General features: G+C 35.3%; 30 protein-coding genes, 1 tRNA gene and 1 pseudogene. 27 read left to right on the top strand and 5 right to left on the bottom strand.

The window, feature by feature from the left end; translation table 11 throughout:
- The first annotated feature begins 24 nt into the window (after positions 1–24).
- The 16 genes from H8744_RS10260 to H8744_RS10185 all read left to right on the top strand — a co-directional run bounded on the left by H8744_RS10260 (position 25) and on the right by H8744_RS10185 (position 13,817).
- Positions 25–1,026 carry a hypothetical protein gene (locus H8744_RS10260; protein ID WP_195538125.1) on the top strand — a complete coding sequence of 334 codons (1,002 nt, stop codon included), beginning with the start codon at positions 25–27 and terminating at the stop codon, positions 1,024–1,026.
- Positions 1,027–1,253: 227 nt separating this feature from the next.
- Entirely contained in the window at positions 1,254–1,736 is a 483-nt protein-coding gene (locus tag H8744_RS10255; RefSeq protein ID WP_195538124.1) for a hypothetical protein, read from the top strand.
- Positions 1,737–1,797: 61 nt separating this feature from the next.
- Positions 1,798–3,606 carry a DEAD/DEAH box helicase family protein gene (locus H8744_RS10250; RefSeq protein WP_195538123.1) on the top strand — a complete coding sequence of 603 codons (1,809 nt, stop codon included), beginning with the start codon at positions 1,798–1,800 and terminating at the stop codon, positions 3,604–3,606.
- A 561-nt stretch (positions 3,607–4,167) separates the two neighbouring features.
- Positions 4,168–4,785 (top strand): winged helix-turn-helix domain-containing protein, encoded by a 618-nt coding sequence (locus tag H8744_RS10245; protein ID WP_195538122.1) that lies wholly within the window; start codon positions 4,168–4,170, stop codon positions 4,783–4,785.
- A 371-nt stretch (positions 4,786–5,156) separates the two neighbouring features.
- Positions 5,157–6,170: a DUF3871 family protein gene (locus H8744_RS10240; RefSeq protein ID WP_061438292.1), complete on the top strand. Its 1,014-nt coding sequence runs from the start codon at positions 5,157–5,159 to the stop codon at positions 6,168–6,170.
- 296 nt (positions 6,171–6,466) lie between these two features.
- Positions 6,467–7,060: a tyrosine-type recombinase/integrase gene (locus H8744_RS10235; RefSeq protein WP_195292319.1), complete on the top strand. Its 594-nt coding sequence runs from the start codon at positions 6,467–6,469 to the stop codon at positions 7,058–7,060.
- Positions 7,061–7,753: 693 nt separating this feature from the next.
- The gene (locus H8744_RS10230; RefSeq protein ID WP_117616041.1) at positions 7,754–8,224 is read left to right on the top strand and encodes a hypothetical protein; all 471 of its coding nucleotides are present in this window, start codon (positions 7,754–7,756) and stop codon (positions 8,222–8,224) included.
- 71 nt (positions 8,225–8,295) lie between these two features.
- Positions 8,296–8,760: a hypothetical protein gene (locus H8744_RS10225; protein ID WP_229100930.1), complete on the top strand. Its 465-nt coding sequence runs from the start codon at positions 8,296–8,298 to the stop codon at positions 8,758–8,760.
- A gap of 12 nt (positions 8,761–8,772) precedes the next feature.
- The gene (locus tag H8744_RS10220; protein WP_011203308.1) at positions 8,773–9,066 is read left to right on the top strand and encodes a hypothetical protein; all 294 of its coding nucleotides are present in this window, start codon (positions 8,773–8,775) and stop codon (positions 9,064–9,066) included.
- Between the two features lie 13 nt (positions 9,067–9,079).
- Positions 9,080–9,430: a hypothetical protein gene (locus H8744_RS10215; RefSeq protein WP_195538121.1), complete on the top strand. Its 351-nt coding sequence runs from the start codon at positions 9,080–9,082 to the stop codon at positions 9,428–9,430.
- On the top strand, positions 9,420–9,821 hold the full coding sequence (locus tag H8744_RS10210) for a hypothetical protein (protein ID WP_011203310.1): 402 nt from the start codon (positions 9,420–9,422) through the stop codon (positions 9,819–9,821). Before H8744_RS10215 ends, H8744_RS10210 begins: the two co-directional genes overlap by 11 nt.
- Positions 9,822–9,844: 23 nt before the next feature.
- Complete coding sequence (locus H8744_RS10205) at positions 9,845–10,699, top strand: penicillin-binding transpeptidase domain-containing protein (RefSeq protein WP_195538120.1); 855 nt, start codon at positions 9,845–9,847, stop codon at positions 10,697–10,699.
- The gene (locus tag H8744_RS10200; RefSeq protein WP_195538119.1) at positions 10,699–11,328 is read left to right on the top strand and encodes a hypothetical protein; all 630 of its coding nucleotides are present in this window, start codon (positions 10,699–10,701) and stop codon (positions 11,326–11,328) included. Before H8744_RS10205 ends, H8744_RS10200 begins: the two co-directional genes overlap by 1 nt.
- A gap of 504 nt (positions 11,329–11,832) precedes the next feature.
- A tRNA-Phe gene (locus H8744_RS10195) sits at positions 11,833–11,949 on the top strand.
- A 237-nt stretch (positions 11,950–12,186) separates the two neighbouring features.
- On the top strand, positions 12,187–13,413 hold the full coding sequence (locus H8744_RS10190; RefSeq protein WP_262434732.1) for a site-specific integrase: 1,227 nt from the start codon (positions 12,187–12,189) through the stop codon (positions 13,411–13,413).
- 122 nt (positions 13,414–13,535) lie between these two features.
- Positions 13,536–13,817 carry a hypothetical protein gene (locus tag H8744_RS10185; protein ID WP_262434731.1) on the top strand — a complete coding sequence of 94 codons (282 nt, stop codon included), beginning with the start codon at positions 13,536–13,538 and terminating at the stop codon, positions 13,815–13,817.
- Here the strand turns inward: H8744_RS10185 and H8744_RS10180 are convergent.
- From H8744_RS10180 to H8744_RS10160, 5 genes are all read right to left on the bottom strand, one after another.
- On the bottom strand, positions 13,814–14,107 hold the full coding sequence (locus tag H8744_RS10180; protein WP_262434730.1) for a helix-turn-helix domain-containing protein: 294 nt from the start codon (positions 14,105–14,107) through the stop codon (positions 13,814–13,816). The two genes, H8744_RS10185 and H8744_RS10180, sit on opposite strands and share 4 nt — an antisense overlap.
- 6 nt (positions 14,108–14,113) lie before the next feature.
- Positions 14,114–14,410 (bottom strand): helix-turn-helix domain-containing protein, encoded by a 297-nt coding sequence (locus tag H8744_RS10175; protein ID WP_262434729.1) that lies wholly within the window; start codon positions 14,408–14,410, stop codon positions 14,114–14,116.
- Between the two features lie 259 nt (positions 14,411–14,669).
- Positions 14,670–14,963 carry a helix-turn-helix domain-containing protein gene (locus tag H8744_RS10170; protein WP_262434728.1) on the bottom strand — a complete coding sequence of 98 codons (294 nt, stop codon included), beginning with the start codon at positions 14,961–14,963 and terminating at the stop codon, positions 14,670–14,672.
- Between the two features lie 81 nt (positions 14,964–15,044).
- Positions 15,045–15,338 carry a DUF3876 domain-containing protein gene (locus H8744_RS10165; RefSeq protein ID WP_262434727.1) on the bottom strand — a complete coding sequence of 98 codons (294 nt, stop codon included), beginning with the start codon at positions 15,336–15,338 and terminating at the stop codon, positions 15,045–15,047.
- Complete coding sequence (locus H8744_RS10160) at positions 15,325–15,639, bottom strand: helix-turn-helix domain-containing protein (RefSeq protein WP_262434726.1); 315 nt, start codon at positions 15,637–15,639, stop codon at positions 15,325–15,327. The genes H8744_RS10165 and H8744_RS10160 overlap by 14 nt, the downstream gene beginning before the upstream one ends.
- Positions 15,640–15,861: 222 nt before the next feature.
- Here H8744_RS10160 and H8744_RS10155 point away from each other — a divergent pair, with 222 nt between their 5' ends.
- The 11 genes and pseudogenes from H8744_RS10155 (at position 15,862) to H8744_RS10100 (ending at position 23,619) form a co-directional block, all read left to right on the top strand.
- Entirely contained in the window at positions 15,862–16,476 is a 615-nt protein-coding gene (locus H8744_RS10155) for a TetR/AcrR family transcriptional regulator (protein WP_262434725.1), read from the top strand.
- Complete coding sequence (locus tag H8744_RS10150; RefSeq protein WP_262434724.1) at positions 16,466–17,422, top strand: Acg family FMN-binding oxidoreductase; 957 nt, start codon at positions 16,466–16,468, stop codon at positions 17,420–17,422. Before H8744_RS10155 ends, H8744_RS10150 begins: the two co-directional genes overlap by 11 nt.
- A gap of 65 nt (positions 17,423–17,487) precedes the next feature.
- A pseudogene (locus tag H8744_RS18890) lies at positions 17,488–18,210 on the top strand (hypothetical protein).
- Positions 18,207–18,731 (top strand): hypothetical protein, encoded by a 525-nt coding sequence (locus H8744_RS10135; protein ID WP_262434721.1) that lies wholly within the window; start codon positions 18,207–18,209, stop codon positions 18,729–18,731. Before H8744_RS18890 ends, H8744_RS10135 begins: the two are co-directional and overlap by 4 nt.
- A gap of 83 nt (positions 18,732–18,814) precedes the next feature.
- Positions 18,815–19,042 carry a hypothetical protein gene (locus tag H8744_RS10130; RefSeq protein ID WP_005814760.1) on the top strand — a complete coding sequence of 76 codons (228 nt, stop codon included), beginning with the start codon at positions 18,815–18,817 and terminating at the stop codon, positions 19,040–19,042.
- Positions 19,043–19,061: 19 nt separating this feature from the next.
- The gene (locus H8744_RS10125) at positions 19,062–19,442 is read left to right on the top strand and encodes a hypothetical protein (RefSeq protein WP_369411011.1); all 381 of its coding nucleotides are present in this window, start codon (positions 19,062–19,064) and stop codon (positions 19,440–19,442) included.
- Between the two features lie 155 nt (positions 19,443–19,597).
- The gene (locus H8744_RS10120; RefSeq protein ID WP_008149749.1) at positions 19,598–19,930 is read left to right on the top strand and encodes a helix-turn-helix domain-containing protein; all 333 of its coding nucleotides are present in this window, start codon (positions 19,598–19,600) and stop codon (positions 19,928–19,930) included.
- A gap of 284 nt (positions 19,931–20,214) precedes the next feature.
- Positions 20,215–20,799, top strand: a complete 585-nt coding sequence (locus H8744_RS10115) for a BfmA/BtgA family mobilization protein (protein WP_262434719.1) — start codon at positions 20,215–20,217, stop codon at positions 20,797–20,799.
- A 4-nt stretch (positions 20,800–20,803) separates the two neighbouring features.
- Positions 20,804–21,724, top strand: a complete 921-nt coding sequence (locus tag H8744_RS10110; RefSeq protein ID WP_262434718.1) for a DUF5712 family protein — start codon at positions 20,804–20,806, stop codon at positions 21,722–21,724.
- 378 nt (positions 21,725–22,102) lie between these two features.
- On the top strand, positions 22,103–23,167 hold the full coding sequence (locus H8744_RS10105; RefSeq protein ID WP_262434717.1) for a helix-turn-helix domain-containing protein: 1,065 nt from the start codon (positions 22,103–22,105) through the stop codon (positions 23,165–23,167).
- Positions 23,164–23,619 (top strand): hypothetical protein, encoded by a 456-nt coding sequence (locus H8744_RS10100; protein ID WP_262434716.1) that lies wholly within the window; start codon positions 23,164–23,166, stop codon positions 23,617–23,619. The genes H8744_RS10105 and H8744_RS10100 overlap by 4 nt, the downstream gene beginning before the upstream one ends.
- Positions 23,620–23,911 lie beyond the last annotated feature (292 nt).

Genomic DNA, 23,911 nt, shown 5'->3' with positions numbered 1-23,911 from the left:
CAGTATAACTAATATGAATACACTATGTATCAGATAGAAGAATTGCCCGATTTAAAAGTGGCTTGGCATGAAAGCTATAAATGCCTTGCTGAACCACTATTAGAATATGTGTGGGAAGTAGCCAATCACTTCCTGCCCGATTATGCAGAAACAGATATGGGAATGATACCCGTAGAATCTTCCGCACCTGCCATATTCGCCAACAGATATGCAGAAAGAAACTTATCCGTTGAAGAAAGATACGAGAGAACACAAGAAATGAGAACTTTCAAAGGAACTTTGGAAGAATACAAGAAACGAGAATACAGAAAGCTGGATGATTCATTCAAAGAGAAGTTTCTAACTAATGAAGATTTACAGAATACCATTGAAGCGTATAAGTTGGACGTTAGTAAGTTTTGGTATCTACTTCTTTTCGTATATGATTTTATAGAGGATATTGGTACAAATGCACCCATTATGGGAAAGTCCGTACTTGAAGACTTTGCCACTTTTCTAACTAATCTGTGTGATGCGTCAAGTATTACTTTGAAGCAAGGCAATAGAAAGAGTTATTATACAGAAAGAGAAGATTTGATAAATATCATTCAAATAGCAGTCCATCATTTCAGTGAAACATACGACAATATTGTAAAGGGAGAACAAGGCATAGAGCTAAAAATCAAACAATTAGAAAATATAGGATTGAAAGGCTTTATAGATAACAGTCTGTTATCACAAATGAACTTCAAAGACAAGTTCAGTCTTGACATATCCTATAAGAAATGGAAGTTTACGGATATGTTTCTTTTCTTCATTGAGAGAAGAAAGGCTACTACCATACCCAACAAAAAGGTAAAGGTATCTAAAGACAAGATGATGCTTGTTTCAAGACTTATCTATACAGTGGGCTATGATGGCAAGAGATACAATGAAGAATACGATTCAGAGGGCAACAAGAACAGAATGTTATCCAATCTCCTTAGAAGATACAAGAACGAGAAATTTCCGTCTGTCATAGCTAATAACTACATGGTAGTCTCATAAACAACATACATAAAACCATAGCAGAAATGCGTACTGAAAGGCTTATTCTTTTCGGTACGCATTTTTTTTGCGTACTGGAATGGGCACGTTTTCTACACACATGGGCATTCGGCAAATTCCTTTGTTACCCCTAAATTCTGCCCTACTTTTGCAATGTCAATCAGAGACAATAAGGCGCCAAAGTCAATGATTGCATTAACATATTCATTAATTAAAAAATTATAACCATGAGTAATTTTGATTACAATTTCGGTACAAAAACCGCTATAAAAGAGTATGATAACCAAGGCGCATACAACACCTTGCAGGAAATGATGAAGCGTAAGGAACAACTGATAGTGAAGTTCTACGGTAGCAAAGACAATACACGTTGTGCATGGATAGAATCCGCTCACGTGGCAGGATTCAAATACCAACTGAAAAGCGCATCCTATCAAGGCTTGTTGAACTACTTATTCAAAGGTGACGTGACAGACTTCGATACAAACCCGAAAGAAGCGGACACGTTGGATGAGAACGAGGACTTCCAGCTTGGAATACTGAAAGCAATGATTGACGCTGGTAAGGCAATACAATATGTTCCGTTGTTTAGAGAGCATCCCGAATCTATCAGTGCGATTCTTCCTTGCTTCAAGGGAAAGATAATGTTCAGAATCAAGCGGACAGATGAGACATTGGACTATTTACGTGAGCATAAACAGATTATCTAAACAACCAAAAGTAAAGGGGGAAGTTTCCCCCTTTTTTATTAACTATTTAAGTATAAGAAAAATGAAGAACAGAGAGATAACAGTCAGCAAGGAAGCAAACGGAAAAATCCAATACTTGACAGAGATACTGCCCGAAATCCCCACCAACACCATATTATATAAGAAACTTACGGGACTTGGTGCTACTTATGGAGAACTGAAAGCACACCGTAATTCAATCATCATAGAGCCGAACAAACCCGTTATCAGCGGAAAATGCAAAGACCCGAAACATGAGAAAGACAATCTTTTTGGTGTTTTTGATGGTGTCTATACGGATGACGTAGTGGCATACATGGAAAGGAGCATCAAACAGAGTAAACATTTCAAGATACTCACTACTCCCGAAAGTTTCCACAAGGTGCAGGAAGCATTTGAAGAAATGGATATGGATATACGCTATAACAGCTTTCTATTGTTCGATGAATGCCATAAGATAGTCAAAGATTCAGGTTTTCGTCCCGATATAACATTGCCTATGGACTTATTTTTTGAATGTGAACAGAAAGCCTTGGTATCTGCCACTCCCATCGAGTTTACAGACCCACGTTTTGAAGAACAGAAATTTCAGACCATTACCATCAAGCCTACATTCGACTATGTAAAAGGCATGAATCTCCATGCTACCAATAATCTGTTGCAGGCAGCAAAAGAAGTGTTTGCAGATCTGAAAGGTAATTGTTTCGTATTCTGTAATTCTACAGATACCATTTATTCACTGATGCAGCAACTTGACTTATTGGACGAATCCGCAGTATTCTGTTCCGAAAAGAGTGTGGAAAAGCTGAAAGGCTTGAAGTTTGAGAATGTTTCCGATATATGGGACAAGGGCATAATGAAGCGTTACAACTGGCTCACTTCACGTTTTTATAATGCGGTGGATATTGAACTTGAAGAGAAGCCGACCATCTTATTACTGACAGACTGTTATTTTGCGGACTATACCGCATTTGACCCGAATACGGACACGATTCAATGTGTGGGAAGATTCAGAAACGGTGTGTCCTCTATCCACCATATCAGCAACACCAACCGCAATTTTATGGTGAGAAGCAAGGAAGAACTTAAAGGACGTATTTCGTGTTGGAAAGACGTGTACGATATGTTACAGAATCATTATGACTATGCGACCACCGTTTCCGCAAAAGACGCATACGGTACAATACTTACCAGTCTGCCCTATGCGGAGATGCTGGACGAGAAAGGAAGAAGCAAATACTTCAAGATAGACAACTACATCAATACGGAACTGGTGAAAGGATATTATAATTGTCCCGATAATCTGCATAAAGCATACAAGAACTGCGATGCTTTTACCATAAATAATTATAGCATTTTGGATTATAAACTCGGTGACTATGAGAGACTGCAACGTAGCAACAAGTCAAATTCCATCAAGGAGAAACGTAAGATAATGGTACAACAGCTTGAATTGCTTGGTGAATGCCAAACGGAAATGGAATACCAATTCAAAAGGGACTTGGAACAAGCGGACAGTTTTATAGTGGAAGCATACAACAAGATAGGCAAGAAAGAAATTGAACGGTTGAAATATAACCGCAAGAAAATAAAGGAAGCAATGATTATTGCAGACTACCATGCCAAAGTTACGGGAACGGAAGTCTCACAGATGATATACAACTCTTTTGAAACGGGCAAATGGTATTCCCGAAAATTCATAAAGGAAGAAATCAGCAGGATTTTTAAGTTGTTTGGCATTGTCCCAAAGAAAGCGGTAACATCACATACCATTCTTGATTTTTTTCATGCGGTGGAAAGCAAGCGGAAAAATATAAAAGGTTATCAACTGACCATGCGGAAAGGTATATAGGCGAGTACCTTTTTTATGAAGAAATTCCTATATATACCCTGCTTAAAAAAAGTACCTGCACCTGCATATACAGAAAGTCATCTTACGTTTATACAAGATTATAGGACAGATGCAAACCGTGTCTTTCCTATAATCACTAAAAATGGTTGGTTTTCTCTATAACTAATGATTGCACCGATTCTACTTGGAACTTTTTAATACAATGAATAAGATAGCATATCTGAAAAAACAGAAATCCAACCTCACAAAAACAGCATCCTCAAAATCCGGTTCTGATTCTCAAAAAAGAGGTGTTCATTTTAGGGGGTGCGGAGTGTTCATCTTAGGTGGGTCGCTTATAAATACCTATATATAAATACCTACCTACCCGATTTTTCAAATCGGGACAGATTGGTTAATTCTCAAAATCTCATATTTAATTGCCTATGATTATCTATTTGCCTACAAAACAGACATTCACGAATCAGAAAGAAGCGAAAAGCTACTTCGGAAACCACCATTACAGAAGACTGGTAAAGAAAGGAGATATTTATTTTACTAACTATAAACATACGGTTGCTAATGACCTCATACAGAAAAATAACATCTAATATCGCAGGAAAACTTAATTTGCTGGAAACGTACCTATTCTATTGCCTGGCTCTCTGTTCCGATTGCAATACGATGGAATCATATATCAAACAAGATAACTTGACTGATTTCTACGGAATTAAAAAGACAGACCAGATAAGAGAATGGCTACATAAGTTTGAATCCCTCGGATTAGTAAACATAGATAAATTTGATGTTTACGGACAATATGGAAAATTCAACAGATGCAGCTACCAATCAGATACGGAACATTACGTTCTTATAACTAATAAGCTATATAATGAACCGATAAGCAAGGAACTGAAAGGCTTTCTTGTCCTGCTGAAATGTAAATGCTTGAACGGGACTAACACCACTCTTTACAGCCAAAACAAATTAGCGGAAGAACTTGGCTTGTCTAAAGGTACAATATCAAGATATATGAATGAAGCCATAGAAAATGGCTATGTAAAGAGGGACAAGAAAGGAATACACCTGCTTAGAGAGGATATATTTCTGATAACTTCTGAAAGTCAGTTGGCTATTATCAAGAACCTATATCCCGAAATAATCACCGATGAAGACCTTGAAAGAGGTTACATTGCCTAATATATTGCCAAGCCGTAAGTAACCCTTGCGGCTTTTATTTTTGGCGCAGAACCACAGACGTACATTTTTCCGATTCTGACTTTCTGAAAATTTTCACTTTAATGAGAGTTATATAGCCTATACTTTATAATATGCCACATACAGCCAATGACATTAAAAAGACTACCTAATTAAAGAATCACCTATATGCAGTTTAGCTAAAAGTCAAGAGAACAGATATATAAGGTACTTAATACAGAAATCCCCCTCCCCATGCAGCCAGTGACCTAAAATATATAAGAGTGGCTGTAGCGCGTGTCCACAACCTCCAATAGTCCCCCTCTGTATATTGATATAAAAAAGAATTATTAATCATTTAAACTTTTATCAATATGAGAAATTTAGTTATCATGCCAACAGAGAAAAGAACTTTGAATTTAGGTGAGTATGCAGAAGAAGCTACTATAATTGTGGAAGAAACTGCAAAGCCAAGCATTACTTTCTTGGAAGCAAATACAGATTCTATCACACTGGATGAGCTTGCAAACAAATGTGTCGTTCCAACTTGGGCAAACCAAGAATTAACCATTGCACACCAAGACTTTATTTCTTGTGTGCATGAAGCTGCAAGTACATTCTATGCAGGTGAAAAGGTGAGTTTTCCAGAAATAAGAGTTTCACATATAGTACGTGGTAGAATACCGTCCGCACTAGGCAAGAAAGCAAGTGAACTGTTAGAATGTGAGAAGACACAATTCTATCAAAGACTTGCATTTGCTTTTACTGTTCCAACTATTTTTGAAACAATAAGAGGACAAAAACTTGAATTGTGCATAGGTGGGGTAAGAAATTACAGTGACTTGAATCTGTACCGTTCTTCCAAAGGCTTGGAGAAATTTTCTTGTTTTATAGGTTGGAGAATGAAAATTTGTTCTAATCAGATTCTTACTGGTGAGGGTGTGAGGTTCAACATGGAAGTAACCAATATCAGTGAACTTTACAGAAATGTACTGGAATTGTTTAACAGCTTCAATGCAGCCAAAGAAATACATTTGATGCAAACATTATCAGACACTTATCTATCTGAAACACAGTTTGCACAAGTGGTAGGCAGAATGAGAATGTATCAAGCACTTTCACCAGCAAGACAGAAAGCAATACCAAGACTTTTAATCACTGACAGCCAAATAAATAGTGTGTGTCGTGATTATTACACAAATGAAGTGTTTGGAGTGAAAGATAATGCTATATCTCTTTTTGATTTTCATAATTTACTCACACAATCAAACAAAAATAGCTACATAGACAGCTATTTACAACGTGGGGTAAATGCTACAGAGGTAAGTGTTGGATTAAACAATGTATTACAAGGACTGGATAATAAATATTCTTGGTTCTTGGGCTAAACTAACTAATAGGGCATCTATTTATTTAGGTGTCCTTTTTTTATTCACTTAAAAATACTACAAAATGAATGATAATGAAAAACTAGTACTATGGAGCATACTAGTAGTACTGTTACTAATAATAATTGGTATTATCAATCCCTTTTTGCTGATACTGATTTTATCTATCTTTATTTATATACAATCATAGTTACACTTTCTAATAGAAGTGAAAGTGATTTGAGAATCAGACTATTACAAAGCGATTCCCGAATTTACTTTCACTTTTATTGTTAAACCTACAAAATTGAAACAACATGAGTTTGAAGAACAGCTATACAACAAGTGACTGCCTGCAATGGGACAGTGCCACAAACTTGGTAAGAAAGTTATATAGGGATAAGAATTATAGAATAAGCCTGCTTGTTGGGTGTGGCATATTCTTTGGTCTCCGCATTTCTGACCTGTTGCAACTTACTTGGGAAATGCTTCTGAATAAGGATGCAAAGTTTACCATCACTGAAAAGAAAACAAGCAAACGTAGGGAAGTGAGAATTAATAAGGAGTTTCAGAAGCACATTAAAGACTGTTATACTGCCTTGAATATTCAAAACTTGAATGAGTTTTGCTTTTTATCGGGAAAAGGTAAGAACAAAGTCTATTCTATCCAATGGATAAACATTGTACTTAAAGAGTTGAAAAACAAGTACAATTTAAAGATAGACCATTTTTCCACTCATTCACTTAGAAAGACTTTTGGCAGGAAAGTGTTTGAATCCTCTGAAAATGCTGAATTGGCTTTGGTTAAACTGATGGAACTGTTTAACCATTCAAGTGTAACCATTACTAAAAGATACTTAGGACTTAGACAAGAAGAACTGTTAAACACTTATGATTGTTTGAGTTTCTGATTGGTGGGACAAAGTCTGAAATTTCTGTTGTTATCATGCAATTTTCAGAGAAAGAGAACTTTGTCCCGTGCCCTAACATACAGCAACTTTCAAAAACTGCAATGTAAGAAGAACTGTAAATAATAGCTATATATAAATATGATAGGGCATAGTTTCAAGCGAAACAGATAGCGATAACGTGGTTAGTTCCGCATTGATGCAAGCGTAAGAAAATTATCTTTTTAAAAAGGCATAATATGGCTTGTAGTTTATGGCATGTGCGATTTTTGGAAACTAATAGTTGGTATGATTACCTAATTACCTACTACAGATATGTTTTGGAACACTTAGAACTGCATTTATCAGCGTTTTATCTTTAGCTATTCAAAACCTTTCGCTAACTTTGCAACAATTTCAGAGGTCTTAATGTGTTAAGGCACTGAAAGGACATATTTAACGAAAGGTGTTATTGAAATTATCTTTATTGGTAAATTCTCGCAAAATTTTCCTGTAGCAAAGATAATGGACGGTAGCACCACATCTTTGGTATGTATAGCCATTATTGGCTTTCTACATATCCTTTGGTGTGGGCTATTGTCTTTATCCGCTACGAGGCAATGCGAGAAGCCCACCAATGGATAAGGATGATAAGTTCCCACACCTTATTTTTTATCCGCTTCTTCAGGGAATTAGGAAGTACAATATTAGTGAGCAATGAAAAAGATTATTTCAATTTTAGCTTTTACAGTACTGCCAACAATTGCTTATTCACAACTTCCATTAGTTGAATACAAACCCGTAATAGTTGGCAAAAGCAATAACAACAGTAGCAACGAACATAACCGTGGCAATAGTAACGGGTATTTTCCGAATGTGCCTTCATATTCTACTCCTAACCGTTCTACCACACAAAGCTATCAGACTGTAGGAGCATACTTCTTTGATGCAAGTTCACAAAATTTCAAAAGAACAAAAATCAAAATCAATTTAGGAGAATCTTATTCGGGAGAAACTGAAATCTATGTTCGGGCTGTATTAGACCGTTCTTTATATAGAGAAAGTTGGAGAGATTGTAATAACAGAGCCGTTAGGGTCAATGCTTTATTAGACAAAGAAATTATAGTGAATAACTTTGAATGGAAAGTAGAGCATACAACGTTGGGTACTATTTACTTTAACTACTAATTGTTGAAATTATGAGAACTTTTGTTTTACTACTGCTTACCTTATACTTTGCTCCCATATATAGTGTAAATATGGGAAATGACAGTGATATTTTTATGAACAGATTATCTGTAAACCAAGAATTTCAAGGCAATTTTTCATATAAATATGGTATGCGCAAAATTGACAAAGAATTATATATACACAATTTAGGAACTAATGTTCAATCCTATGTTGCAAGTAAGAATTGGAATGAATATAAACGTGAGGAATTTAGAAATGCGTATGAAAGGTATATGGACGCATTGAAAAAAGACAGACTTTCAGCTGATGATTTTGGAAACATAACAGATTCTAAAGGAGAATTGGGCAATGTTGATGGGGATGATTATTGGTACGATAATAAAGGAAATAGAATAAGTGGTGCGGAGTACAGGGCTTTAAGTGTACGCAAACAAAAGAAGTATCGGGCTTTTTATGCCAATAAAGAGGTTGCTACATATTTCAATGAAATTGCCAAAGCAATAGTAAACAGAAGATATTCACACAACATGTAAATAGTATTAAGTATGAACAAGTTAAATAAGTGCATATTGCTTTTTATCATGCTATTCCTCAATACTACTTATCTATTTGCAGACATTGGTAATCGTGGTAGATGGGATAACGGTGGAACTTCTAATTTTGGAATGTCCTTATGGGTACTTTTGGGTATTATCGCAGGAGGATTCTTTGCATATATCTTTATTAAAGATGGCTTGAAGAATGGATTCAAAGATAAGGAACTGAACAAAACTGGGTGTATGTCAATACTTGTTGCTGTTGTTGGATTATTGGTTTTAGTATCTATGTGTTCACATTAAATAGAAGTATGGTATGAAATTCAAAGTCCTAATATTCGCATTTACATTAATCGTATTCAGTATTAATCTATATGCTGATGAATACAAGTTTGATTATGCAGTTATTGACAACGAGAAAGTAACTACTATAAGTGCTTCAAATATTACAGCCCATCTTATTAGTGAATCTAAAGCCACTGTAACTTATAAAAATGAAACTGTTACTCTGACATCTAAAGATGGTTACGAATACAAAGGTTTTGGTGAAAGTGGAGTGGTTATCGTTTCTAATAAAGTAAATGGTGTATTAAGCAGAATTACCATAGGAGGTACTTTTAGAGGACAAACCGTTATACTTGTTTATAAGCGGATTAATGGCAAATAACATCTTGATGATTATGGATATTTTCAAATCTATTGTATGCCTAATTATTGCGGTTATCATTTATTTTATAGTTGGGCTTATCGCTTGGAATATTGTATGTTCATGGGTTGATATATCATCTTGTACATTGGTGGAAATTAGTAATTATAGAATATACACATACTCTGGGATTGCCTTTATTTCCGCAATTATAGCTGAAATAAGAGCTGGAATAAAAAATGGGCGTGATATGGATGGAGCATGTACAATTCTATTTATCACTGGGTTTCTTGCATTTATGGCTAATCATTGGGAAAGTATGTGGGATAGTGTCGCTGTTATCCTAACCATTTTATACAATATTATAAACGTTACGGTAATGGCATACTGTTTTTATAAGAGCAATGAATAACATTTCTATTTACATAAACTACCATGAAAAATACTATTATCCTTTTAATTAGCATAGCTACATTCATAGCTTGCGCCAAACAAAAAGCGGAACAAGTTTCTACCATAGACAGCACTTTACAAGTAAGTGTTGATTCTATCCTGCAAAACAAGCTATCCGAACTTGATGCTACAATAGGGCAAGCTATTGTAATGGAAGTACGGACGGGAGAAATCAAGGCTTTTGTTGGTTCTGATTCTATTCTGCAAGAATCGGGATTAGTGCGTACCGCTTCACTTTTGGCAGCATTGGAAACAAAGGCTGTCAAATTATCCGATACGATAGATGTTGATAATGGTATATTAGCTATTGGAAAAGATACATTGTGCGACCATAATTGGCATAGGAGTGGATATGGAAAAATCACAGTGGAGCAAGGTTTCGGACTTGCATCCAATATCGCCAATTACAAGGCGGTAAGAAAGGCATTTGATAATGAACAAACCTTTGCGGAAACACTTGCAAAATACGGTTATCAAGTGAAAGATACAAGCCTTGTCTATAACCCTTTGGGATACGGCATACTCACTACTCCATTACAGAACTTGACTTTCTTTAATGCAGCAAGCAAGACAGCCATTAAGCAAGCATTGGAATACGCTGTTTCTAATGGATTAGCTAAACCTGCCCAATCCGATAAGGTTAAAGTAGCAGGAGCAACGGGAACTATTCAACTTCCAAACGGTGAATATGCCGTAGAATTTTGCGGTTACTTCCCTGCCGATAATCCGAAATACAGTGTTATCGTTACCATTAATAAGAAGGGATTACCTGCAAGTGGTGGACTGATGGCAGGTGATGTGTTTAGGCAGATTATTGATATAATGAATGAAAGGTAATGAGAAGATTACTATTTATCATTATTGGGTTACTTTGCTTAATAGCTTGCAAAACAGACAAAACATCTGTTCCGCAGGATTTTGAATGTTTCAATCAGCCGCATATCTACATTAAGTACAAACAGCCTATAAACGGATATACAGTAAAAGTAATGTGGCTGCAAAATGGTGAAGTAGGTAACGCTCTATTCTGTTTAGAGAAACAAGGAGTGGAATATTACTACTTTGCGGAGAAATGGACTGATAGGGTTCTGTATGATAAAGGCAACACATATCCGAACAACACAGTTATAGAGTTAGACTATACGGCTAAATTAGAGAACGAAGAATACCTTTCGGATAATTCTCCTTTCTTCTTTTCTGATGTTGATTTTGACGGAGAAGATGAGTTCATTATCAACCGCTATAAAAGTGGTTCAAGAGATTCCAATGCTTATGATGTGTACGATGTCAGCCCATACGGTTACTTTATGCTGAAAACAGAAGCACCATTTACAGAGTTGGAAAACGGACAATGTAAGTTTGATTCAGAGAACAAGACCATTACTATTTACGGTTCTAATGGTTGGAACAATATTATCAATAAGACCTACCAATTAAAAGACGAAAAATTTGAATTGATAAAATAGTACATACGCAAAAAGCCAGCCCATCCAATTACGGATAAGTTGGCTTTTTTCAGTTCTAAACAAACATCTTATTAACTACAAAACTATGTGTTTCACAAACATATTTATAGATGCAGAGAACACAAAACAATAAGAGTAGATTTTTAAGCAGGTAGATTTTTAAGAAGAAATTGCTTTATATACCTACTACTGATTTCTATACCTATACGATATTATGCAATGGAAGTGCAATATATGAATACTTCTTTAGTAGGGAGAAAGCTACACTATACCATTATATACCATATCATTAGATAGGTAAAAAACTGATAGTCAAAAGCAAAACTATAAGAAAGAATCATTGCATAACAGCACGATATTTACTAACTTCGTGGTGCAATTAAATGCTGCAAAGAGATTATTAATTTAATGTTGAATCTATCTTAGTTTTCTTTGAAAGTTAAACCGTGAGTTAAACCAAAGAAGAAATAGAAGAATATAAAGAAATCATAAGATAACTGCTAAGGTGCAATAGCTCAGTTGGTTGCCTTTGAAAGTCGAGCCGTAGGCGAGGCTTTTAAAGGTCTTGAGAGCAAAGGACTGAAAATCCTTGTGTCCCCGGTTCGATTCCTGGTGGCACCACTTTTAAAAAACTTCAAATTTGGTAAATCCCTGAAAATTAAACATTTCAGGGATTTTCTTTTTCCCCTAATCCGCATATTTTGAGCAGAATTACGCACTTCCGCTGTGCTAAATCGTGGACAATTTTAGTCTCGAAAAAACTGTCCACGAATTGTACCGTAAGTCGTTGATTGTCTTATCGTTTGTTTCTTGCTATTCTGCACGATTCAGTAACTTTAAACATTAATTTTTTAGAGTATGAAACGACAGACTTTCAACGTACTGTTCTTCATCCGCAAAACAAGAACAGTAAAGTCAGGTGAGACACCTATCATGTTGCGGATAACAATTCAAGGTCAATTAGCTGAAATACAGTTAAAACGAACCATTAAGCCCGAACTTTGGTCGCAAACCAAAGAACGGTGTACAGGTAAAGATGCCAAATCTGTAGAAGTAAACCGCTATATTGAATCGGTAAGACTACGTTTATATGATATTCATCGAATTTTAGAAGATGATAATAAGCTTATCAATCCGATGGAGATTAAAAGACGTTTTCTTGGGCTGGATGTAAAGCACCTGATGTTCTTTGAAGTTTTTCAGGAACATAACGACAAATGCCGTGAACTGATTGGTAAGGATTATGCCAAAGTAACTATCTCCCGATTTGATACTTGTTTACGGTATTTCAAAGAGATGGCTTTGAAAAAGCACCATCTAAAGGATATACCCATGAAAGAAATAAGTCATGCCATTATTCAGGATTATATTCATTTCCTGAAAGTTCAAAAGGACTTGCAAGAAAATACGGTAATCCGTTATATGAAAGTAGTTAAGAAAATCACCAATATGGCATTGGCTAATGATTGGATGGAGAAAGATCCGTTTATCAATATCCGTTTCCATGAGCAAGAAGTACACAAAGAGTTTCTAACCAAAGAAGAATTAGAAACTATGCAAAACAAAGTATTTGATGTTCCTCGACTGGATTTAGTGCGTGATATTTTTCTATTCCAATGCTTCACGGGGTTAGCTTTCATAGATGTATCTGAATTAAAGGCAGAACATCTTGTGTCTGATAATCAGGGGAATTTATGGATTAGAAAAGCAAGACAGAAAACGAAAGTCATGTGCAACATCCCTCTTTTGGATATACCTTTAGCCATATTGGAGAAATACAAAGGACATCTACTGGCGAAAAAGAAAGGAACATTGTTACCTGTTCCATGCAACCAAAAGCTAAACAGTTACTTGAAAGAAATTGCTGATTTATGCGGTATCAAGAAGAATCTAACCACGCATACCGGACGACATACATTTTCGACCGTTGTCGCTTTAGCTAACAATGTATCATTGGAAAATGTAGCCAAAATGCTCGGTCATACCAATACAAAAATGACGCAGCGATACGCAAAAGTATTAGATCAAAGTATTCTCCGAGATATGCAGAATGTACGGGAGAGTTTCTCTACTAAAACCATCTAAAGATAAAAACGGCTACCTAATCCATTAGGACGGTAGCCGTTTCTCACAAATTTATTTTCTCATATTACTACTAATCCCATTTTTTTATATATTTACCCAATATTAAAAATCCCAATATAATTATGGAACAAATCGGAAATGAATTAATAGCCAAGTGGCAAGCAAGTCTTATTAGTATTTATTTTATTGATTATAATGCAAAAAAGAATACTATTAAAAATATCCTTGAAGAAATAGCCAAATACAATGATGATTTAAGTATTTCGAATCTAAAAGATATTGCCAATGGCATGCTCCTTATCAGTAATCTATTATTAGCTATAAGTAATAATAATATTGTATTCACTCCTACAGAACTTTCTGCAAGTGCAGTAAAAATATTAAGTGAACTCATGAAAAGCTAGTAATTTAGTTGATAGGCTGAACGAAACCTATCTTCTAAAACCTTCCTGATATCCGATTCACGGAATAGCACTTTGCCCGGAAGTTGAATAAAAGGGAAAATGCCATCATCCCGATAATACTGCAAAGTTCTACGGCTAATTTTGAGAATAGAACAAAGTTCTTCGCTTGTCAGATACCGTTCACCCTCAAACATGGGCTTATTATTCTTCAATGCATATTCTATATAAGGTAAAACCCTATCTAACGATTGCAATAATTCTTGGCTATCCTCATTCGTGTATAAATTCATAAGTAATTATTCTTTAATGGTTACTTTTATTCTACCTGAATCCAATAGTTTTTGTACTTCGGCAACCTTATAATATACCTTCTTGCCAACAGTCGAAAAAGAAAGTTTGCCACTCTCACGTAAAGACTGTAATGTTCGTAAAGGAATATTTAAGGAAGCTGCCAATGTCCTACCCTCTATCCATTCTTTCTCAATACACATATCAAAGGAATGCAAAGAAGTATTATCTACCAATGATATAATCTGTTCCAACTTCTTTCTAAAAGAATCGAAGGAAACTCTTTCTATTGCTACTATATCCATATATAAATTACTTTTCAAAATTCATTTTCTCAATCCTTTTCTTTTAAAGTAAGTTTTCCAGAACTCAATATGAAGCATTGACAAAGGTAAGTTCCGTATTTAGCCTGTTCAAGTCCAAGCCTTCGGTTTAGATAAAAATCTTCCTCTCATTGCATTCGAGCGTATTTTTATCTAAAGACTTGCACAGACTAAATACTTCACAGGGAAAGTCAATGATTCAAATTAAATTCCGAAAAACAATGTTTTCGAGGGTGGCAGGTTATTCCTTCCAGCTTTCAAAGTAATGCTTTTGCAATAGTTTGTCTATATCGCTTTGGCGATAGATGATTTTACCTTTTATCTGAATAAAGGGGATTAACCCTGTATCTCTCCACTCTTGCAGGGTTCGCAAACTGACATTCAGTTTTTTAGAAACCTCATGATTGGAAAGAAAACGTTCTCCGTTCAGGTGAGGTTTATAGTGCTTGACAATTGATTCAATACCGTTCAGCATTGAATCGAGCGAAGAAATAAATTCTTTGACTTGCGGTATATCTTTATTTATTAATTCCATGATTGAAAGATTGTTTTATTGAAATATTGATTTCAAGATTGCTGGATGGCTAATCAGTTGAATAATTAGCTGATTGATTAATTAGTTTCGCAGATAGTCACCCAGTGATGAAAGATTAAGCACATCTTTCACTGAATCATAATCTATGTAAATCCGTTTAGGAGCAGGAGCAATAAAATACAGGCTACCTTCTTTCTGTATTTCATATGTGGCGGGTGAAGCCTGTTTGGTGGTTTCCAACACATATATAATGGAGAGAAGATAATCTTTGTCGTTCCGATAAATGATAACCGTAGGATTCAGATTAACGCTTTCCCATGTGCCGACAATCGAAAACAGGTTGAAGGTCGGATAATCTTTTTTAATTCTTTTCATAAGACGTGATTTGTTTGGGTGATTGATTCTTTATTTCACAGTTTGAAATAATCTTTTCAATATCAGCAGATTTATAATAAATCTTGCTACCGATTTGAGAATAAGCCAATCTTCCGCTACTTCTATAATACTGCAAAGTTCGCTTACTAAAGCCTAACAACGGGCATACTTCCTGACTATCCAGCCAGTTTTCGACTTTCTGCGTATGAGTGCTGTACAAACTCTCTATCCGTTTAGCAAACTCCGTGAACCTCTCGCAGACATACAAGAATGTTCTTTTTTCGATGGTTACTACTTCCATACTTTTAATTTTAAATGGTTTATAAAACGTGTTGATTCTATTTCACCAGCAAATGAAAGAAGAATCAAGAGCCGTTTTCTAAACTGTCTAAGGATGGCATAGTAAGTTCAGCATTGGCTTGATAGCAAAAAACTTTCTACCACTGCAAATTTACCAAGCATATTATTTGCATGTTTCCGATAAGTAACATACATTTGTTCCCGAATAGTAACCATGCGTAAAATGAAAGGAAAAAGCATAACAGGAGAAAGAGATCGGGAAGCTACCGAAAAGCGGTTGCTAGATACTATCGGTAAAATGATTGCCGAAGATGGCTTCGAGAAAATCGGCATTAACGCTATAGCTACCCAATCAGGTGTTTCAAAGATATTGATATACCGTTATTTTGGTTCGGTAGAGGGACTTATGGCTGCTTACATACGGCAACATGATTTTTGGATCAATTTCCCTCTTGAATATCCCAGCCGTAAAAAACTACCTGCATTCGTGAAAAGTATGTTTCAAGGACAGATTGAGCAATTAAGGAATAATCCTACTTTGAAAAGGCTTTATCGCTGGGAATTATCTTGTAATAATGATATGATTGTAAAGCTAAGAGAGCAACGGGAAAAAGTAGGAATAGACCTTGTAAAGAAAGTAAGCGAACTAACAGGACATCCCCAAAAGGAAATTGCAGCAATAGCTTCTATGCTGACAGCATCAATTACTTATTTGGTAATGCTGGAAGATTTTTGTCCGGTTTACAATGGCATTCCTCTGAATGAGAATTCAGGATGGGAACAGATAAACGAAGGAATTGAAGTTTTAATAAATAAGGTATTTCAAGATGAAAACTGATTTCATACAAATAGCTAGTTATGCTTCCAAAGCTCCTTCGGGACATAACACACAGCCTTGGAAGTTTCATATTACGGACAGTACTATTACGGTTCTCCCCAACTTAGATGTAGCGTTACCTGTCGTTGATAGAAACAATCGTGAGTTATTTATTAGCTTAGGCTGTGCTGTTGAAAACTTATGCATCGCTGCCAGCTATTTCGGTTACACTACCCATATAATAGAATGCAGTATAGAAGCGATTATTCTTGAATTAACGAAAAATGATCTCACAATTGAAGATTCCCTATTCCATCAAATTGAGAAACGACAGACAAACCGCAATATCTATAATGGCAATAAAATATCAGATGGAATTCTGCAACAACTTCAATCCATTCCAAAAGAAAATGGTATTCAATTCTACTTTACTGAAATAAATACGCCATTTGCAAATACAATAACCCAATACATAATAAAAGGGAATGAAATTCAAATGGCTGATATTGCTTTCAAGAATGAATTGCTTTCGTGGATGAGGTTTAATAAAAAACAAGTTGAGGCTACACATAACGGGCTAAGTTATTTGGTTTTCGGAAATCCACCACTTCCTAGAATATTAGCACGTCCCATAGTTAGCTTATTCTTAAAACCTAATGCGCAGAACAAATCGGATAGAAAGAAAATAGATTCTTCCTCGCATTTTGTTGTATGCACCACGCAACGAGATATAATCGAAGAGTGGATTAACTTGGGGCGAACACTCCAACGCTTTCTGTTAAAAGTAACTGAGATCGGGATTTCTTATGCTTTTTTGAATCAGCCGTGCGAAGTTGCGGCATTAGCTTTTGACTTACGAGAGAAATTACCTGTCAATAAGGAACACCCAACATTAATAATGAGAATTGGTTATGCAAAGCAAATCCCTTATTCTCCCCGTAAAAAGATTGAAACATCACTAGTCTAATATTTTTTTGCTTACTATGTTCCCGGTTAGTAACAATGATAAAATAACAATTTAATAAAACTAATATGAATAAAATGGGATTGACATTGATTTATTTATGGCTTGTCAGCCTTTGTTCCTGCCAACAGGAATTGATTGAGTATGAGAAAGGAGATGTAAAGGTATGTATCGAACAGGGTGAACAATGGCTGCATGACTTTCCTTTGTTCTTAGGTATCAACAAAAAGAACCCACCTCAAATTGCTGTCTGGTTGGAAGATACACAAGGGAATTATCTTTCAACGGTCTATGTAACTCATAAGATCGCCACTTAATCTTGGCAAGCATCGGGAGGAAACCGACGAAAAGAAGCTCTACCTCATTGGTGTTATTCACGTGGAATAAAATACGATGATGGACTTTATTTGCCCACAAAGAAAGAACCATTAACAGATGGCATATCAGGGGCAACCCCACATGGAAGTTTTGATATCAAATTAAGTCCGACAACAGCACTAAAGAAATTTGTGGTAAAAATAGAAATCAATCACTCTACCGATTTCAATGAAGCCTTTCCCAAATTAGCAAAAGAAGGAGAAACCAACTATTCTGGTGGTAAAGAAGGAAGTGGACAACCAGCGATTGTATATACTGCCAATGTCGATTTATTATCAGGAGAAAAATCATTTGAAGCAAATTTGATCGGGCATAGTAGTCCAGATGGAAGTTCGGGAGAGATTAATGAAGATACATCCGGGCTTACAACAGCTTTACACATTGTAAAACGCATAACTGTAACGATCCAATGAAAAAGATTATTCTACTAATTATAGCAAGCTGTACTGTTGCGATGGCGACAGCCCAAAAGAAAGAACACTTCACTTTTGCAACAAGTGTAGGAACAGGTATTGACATGAGCGAGCCAGCAGCTACTCCTTTTTCATTACAGGTTCTGGGTTATTATGCCATCAACAAACGGTTCTCTGTCGGTGTCGGGACTGGATTATCTATTTATGAGAAAGTTCTGATCCCGTTATTTGCCGATGCAAAATTTTTAATCATAAAACCTAGAAAGTTCACTCCTTATATAGAATGTGGCGTTGGATATAGTTTTGCACCGAATAAAAATACTAATGGAGGTTTTTATCTGAATCCGTCTGCTGGGGTAGAATATTCTATTTGTAAAAGTAAGAAGTTATTCTTGACTTTAGGATATGAACCCCAGAAATTTGAACGACTGAAAACGCAAAAGCAATCATTGTTTACAGCCGAGTTTGCTGAGAAGCTAAGCCATAATGCTATTTCAATAAAGATTGGATTCATGTTTTAAAGATATACAGAAATCATTCAGCAACATGTAACAGACTTTAGTCTGATTATTAATACTCATTAATTATTAAACACTTCATGCTTATGAATGATTTATCAAAAACGAGGATTATCATCTTATTGACTGATTCCTCACAAAAAGTAACTGACACAGAAATGCAAGACGCTTATGACGAATTTATCAGGTGCATAGCAACAATTGGCAATTCAAAAGATAACTCCAACATCTTTCGGATGCTGAATCTCACTCGTATTGAGATAGCACCCTTAAAAGAGCTATATCAGTGCGAGCAGGGGGAAAAATGCGCTTAAAAATTCTTATCTGCATAAAGTGCTAGCTATTATCAATGTAGAATTGGAACTATTAAGTCTAAAAATTAAGCATCCTGAATCATTTGTTTCACCTATCTCACCAACATCCGAATCAGATCTATACGTAATCCCTAAGTCAAAGGACTTGGGGATTATTGGTATTGCTGAAATAGTAATAGGGTTATCTTTTTTAGGCGAAGTAGTCGGAAAAGACGGAAAGCCCGTCCCATTAATTCGTTTAGCTCACGGTTTTGAAGTCCTTTTCAATTTAAAATTTGGAAGTATATACGATAAACTGGATGCTATTTTTATGCGTAAACCATTCAATCTGACCAAAACATTAGATGCTTTAAAGAATGCAATTAACAAAGAAGCCCGTAAACGATCTAATAAACATTAAGTAAAATGGTTTTATAATTCTCTCATTTACAACTATTTGAATTTTATTTTCAGGGGAGTAGGTAACTACTCCTCTTTTTCTGATTCTCCATTCTGCCGATTTTTGCATCATCAATCGATTGACATTCATAATGTATCACCAAAAAATGAAGCAAAATGTATATAGACAACGAAAACTTTGAGAAATGGATGGAGAAGCTATCCAAGAAACTCACTGAAATAGGGAAAGACTTAAAATCCCTAATCAATACCGATAAAGTATTAGATGATAATGAAAAGATACTCGATAATCAGGATTTAGCCTTTCTTCTGAAAGTATCTTTCCGAACTCTTCAACGCTATAGGGTAAGCGGGCTACTACCTTTCTTTACCATTGGAAAGAAAACTTATTATCGTGCTAGTGATATCCGGTCTTTCGTTCGTGAACGTGCCGATTCTCAAACCTACAAACAGTTTGAAAAAGCTAATCAATTAGAGAATCAGCCGTGAAAGCAAAAGGTAGCAAATTTAGGAATGAAGTATTACTGCTCCTTCCTTGTACTATCACCCCAATTTAGCAGAAACAGCTACGCCTTCCGGCTTCGCTCGTTTCGCTAAATTGAGCAAGAGGGAACTGGACAAGTCCTGTTCTTCCCTCTTGCCCTGCGGGGCAAAGCCTTCGGCTTTAGCGTGTTACAAGAACACGCTGTAATGACACCTGTAATAAGCATTTTCTTTGTAATGCTTATTATCAAGAATTTATCTATTCATATTTCTATAAAAAAGTAATTACCATGCCAAATAGCAGTCGAAAAACGATATTCACTACCATTTCCATAGACAAGGAAACGGCAGCTTTGGTAGAGAAGATATGCAAACGCTATTCACTGAAAAAGAGTGAAGTTGTAAAGTTGGCGTTCGGGTATATAGACAAGGCGCATATCAACCCATCCGAAGCACCTGAATCCGTAAAATCAGAACTGGCGAAAATAAATAAGAGACAGGATGATATTATCCGCTTCATTCGCCACTACGAGGAAGAACAACTGAATCCTATGATACGAGCAACAAATTCTATAGCTTTGCGCTTTGATGCTATCGGCAAAACTTTGGAAACTCTGATCCTCTCTCAACTGGAAGCCAGTCAGGAAAGACAAATATCCGTGCTTAAAAAGTTAAGTGAGCAGTTCTGTAATCATGCCGATGTGATAAACAACCAATCCAAGCAGATTAATGCCCTCTATCAGATACATCAACGGGATTATAAGAAGTTACTTCAACTGATACAACTCAATTCGGAACTTTCTGCTTGCGGTGTGATGGATAGTAAAAGGAAAGAGAATCTGAAAGCCGAAATCAACAATTTGATAAACACATAAGATTATGCACATAGACTTTGCCCCGCCTTCAAACGGAACATATAATAATGCTGGGAGTTGCCAACAGCTAACTAATTATTTAGAGCATGAAGATTTAGAACGGATGGAGAAAGGAATCTATATTGATGGATTTTTCAATCTAACGGAGGATAACATCTATAAATCAAAGGTCATAAAAGATATAGATACCAATATCGGACAACTCCTGAAAACTGATGCTAAGTTTTTCGCTATCCATATCAGCCCATCGGAAAACGAACTTCGGGCAATGGGTAATACCGAGCAAGAGAAAGCCGAAGCCATGAAACGTTATATTCGTGAAGTGTTTATACCTGAATATGCTAAGAACTTCAATAAAGGACTATCTGAAACCGATATTAAGTTTTACGGGAAGATTCATTTTGACCGCAACCGTTCTGATAACGAACTGAATATGCACTGTCATTTGATAGTGAGCCGGAAAGATGAAACCAATAAAAAGAAGCTATCACCGCTTACGAATCATAAGGATACTAAAACTGGGGTAGTCAAGGGTGGTTTTAACCGTGTAAACCTATTCCAACAAGCGGAACAAGGTTTTGATAAACTCTTTGGCTACGACCGTCAACAATCGGAATCATTCGGTTACCACAATACGATGAAGAACGGTTCTATTTCCGAACAACTTGAATTACAAAATCAAGACTTTACTGGTGAAAAGAAGAAAGAAGTATTTCAATCCGGTGAGAAAGAAAACAATATTTCTTGCAATCTTGATAGCAAACAGGATAACAAATATGCTTACAATCAACAATATAACAATTTATATGATTCTCTTTTGTCTGTTTTCTCATTGAGAGATAGTAATAATTACGAAGCAAGAGTGTCAGAAGAATCACAGATACAGAAACGCAAGAAAAAAAAGAAGAAAGGAATAAAACGATGATTGAATATGAAAAACTACGAAACTATATAAACCGTTACCTAATGAAGTTAAGTATTATAAACCGCTTGTCTGTCTGATAAAGGAAACAATATCCCCATGCGAAAAATAGCCGAGTAAATTTGTATTTGCATATCAGAAAAATAGAAAGCAAATTTCTTTTTAATTTTAATACAATCAAAAGGGAGTTATCACAAATCCAAGATGATACAAAAATTACAAAGTACGATAGCTGGCAAAATATCGACTTTATATACTATCCCAACCTTAAAAACACATTGTACAATGGAAAAAAAGCAAGTCAGTTGAAAAAAGTCATATTTTTGTTGACAAATCAATTTTATTTAGTAAATTTGTCACCATAAAGTTCTTATAAAGTGTATGAATACAGATAATATTTTTGGTAAAAGACTTACTTCCGCCCGGAAAATGGCTGGCTTATCATTACAAGCTCTGGCAGATAAACTTGGTAATGTAATCACCAAGCAATCTCTAAACAAATATGAGCAAGGGATAATGAAACCTGATAGTAGCATATTAATAGCCTTAGCTAATATTTTAAATGTATCAGTCGATTTTTTCTTCTATGAACCACTTGAAAATCTTACATTAGATAATGTTAGATTTAGAAAGTTCTCTACTAAGATAAATAAAACTCAGAGCTGTTCTATTGAAGAGAAAGCCAAAGAGGCTATTGCAAGAAGGCTTCGCATATTCAATCTATTGGGAAATAAAAATGAAGTTGCTCAGTTTAATTTTGGAGAAGTGACAAGCTCAAATGTTGAAGAAGCTGCTATGAGTTTCCGACTTCAATGGGAATTAGGAAATGATCCTATAAATGATGTAATAACAATGTTAGAAGATCATGGATATTGGATAATTGAAATAGAGGCTCCTGACGGTTTTGATGGCTTTCACACACGAATATTAAACTATGAAATTATTGTTTTACGAAAAATAGCCCCTAACGAGGATCAAGTACGTAGGCGAATGTCTGCTCTCCACGAATTTGCGCATTCTGTTTTAAGATTTGGAAAAGAAATCTCTGAAAAAGAAGAAGAGAAACTTTGCACAGCTTTTGCATCAGCAGTTCTATATCCGTACAACTTGGTTTTAAAAGAAATGAGTGCAGGAAAATTTCATTTCTATACTCAAGAACTATATTTATTAAAAGAAAAATGGGGAATATCAATTAAAGCAATCATATATCGTGCATACAGCGTAGGTATATTAAAAGATTTTGTCTTTAAAAAAATGATGATTTCCTATCAAACAAAATTCAAACTTGGAGAGAAAAAAGTCTTTCCCAGTAAAGAAGAACCAACGTTGTTTGCCAAAATGATTTTCAATGCTATTGGTATGGGAGTATTGTCCTTAACAGAAGCTGCTCACCTTCTAGATATATCCATTGATGAGTTTCGTAATCAAATAGACAGTGTAGCATGAACATTACAATAGGTGATATTAATATATTATTCATGCTGCAAGACCTTAATATATCTGCAGAATTCTTCGCTCTTAATTTTGAGTTTTACATAACTGATTTACTTATAAATGACATAAGAAAATCTAATTGTAAATATAGTATAGACTCTTTTGAGAGAGACAAAAAAATACATATAAAGAAATTGTCTATCGATGAATTACAAGAAGTTATTTCCTTAGGAAGATGTAGAAAGTCTTGCTGTATAGTAGAAACTTCTGCAATATGGTTAGCAATGAAACTTAATGCTATAGTTTTATCTGATAGTAAAACTATAGCAAAAGGGCAAGAGGAAGAACTTGTTTGTCAAAAAACAGAATGGATATTAACCGAGTTATTAAATCAAAACATAATCAAACGAGAAAAATTCGAACAATTAACAAATGTATTAAAAACGATAAGAAAAAAACAATGATGAAAAGAATGAAGTTTTTTGCACCATCAGGTTGACAAAATGCAAATTTAACAGTTGATTGTCAACAAAAGAAAACCGAACAAGTAGGCAAATACTTGTTCGGATCCAGATCTAATATTCTTGGCGGAATAAAAGAAGATACTTCTTTAAGTGATCATTGGTTTGCAAAGATAGTATTTTTGTGATAGAAAATACTAATTGCTGCTGAATTTGCCTGATATCCCAAAGCCTCTTGTGGATATTTAAAAAGAAGAAGAGGTTATTTACATCAAAAAATTAAAATTTAAAGAAA

This window comes from Jilunia laotingensis, assembly GCF_014385165.1.
Classification (GTDB): domain Bacteria; phylum Bacteroidota; class Bacteroidia; order Bacteroidales; family Bacteroidaceae; genus Bacteroides; species Bacteroides laotingensis.
The sequence above is the reverse complement of the archived record's forward strand: the minus strand, read 5'-3'. Positions and strand labels throughout refer to the sequence as shown.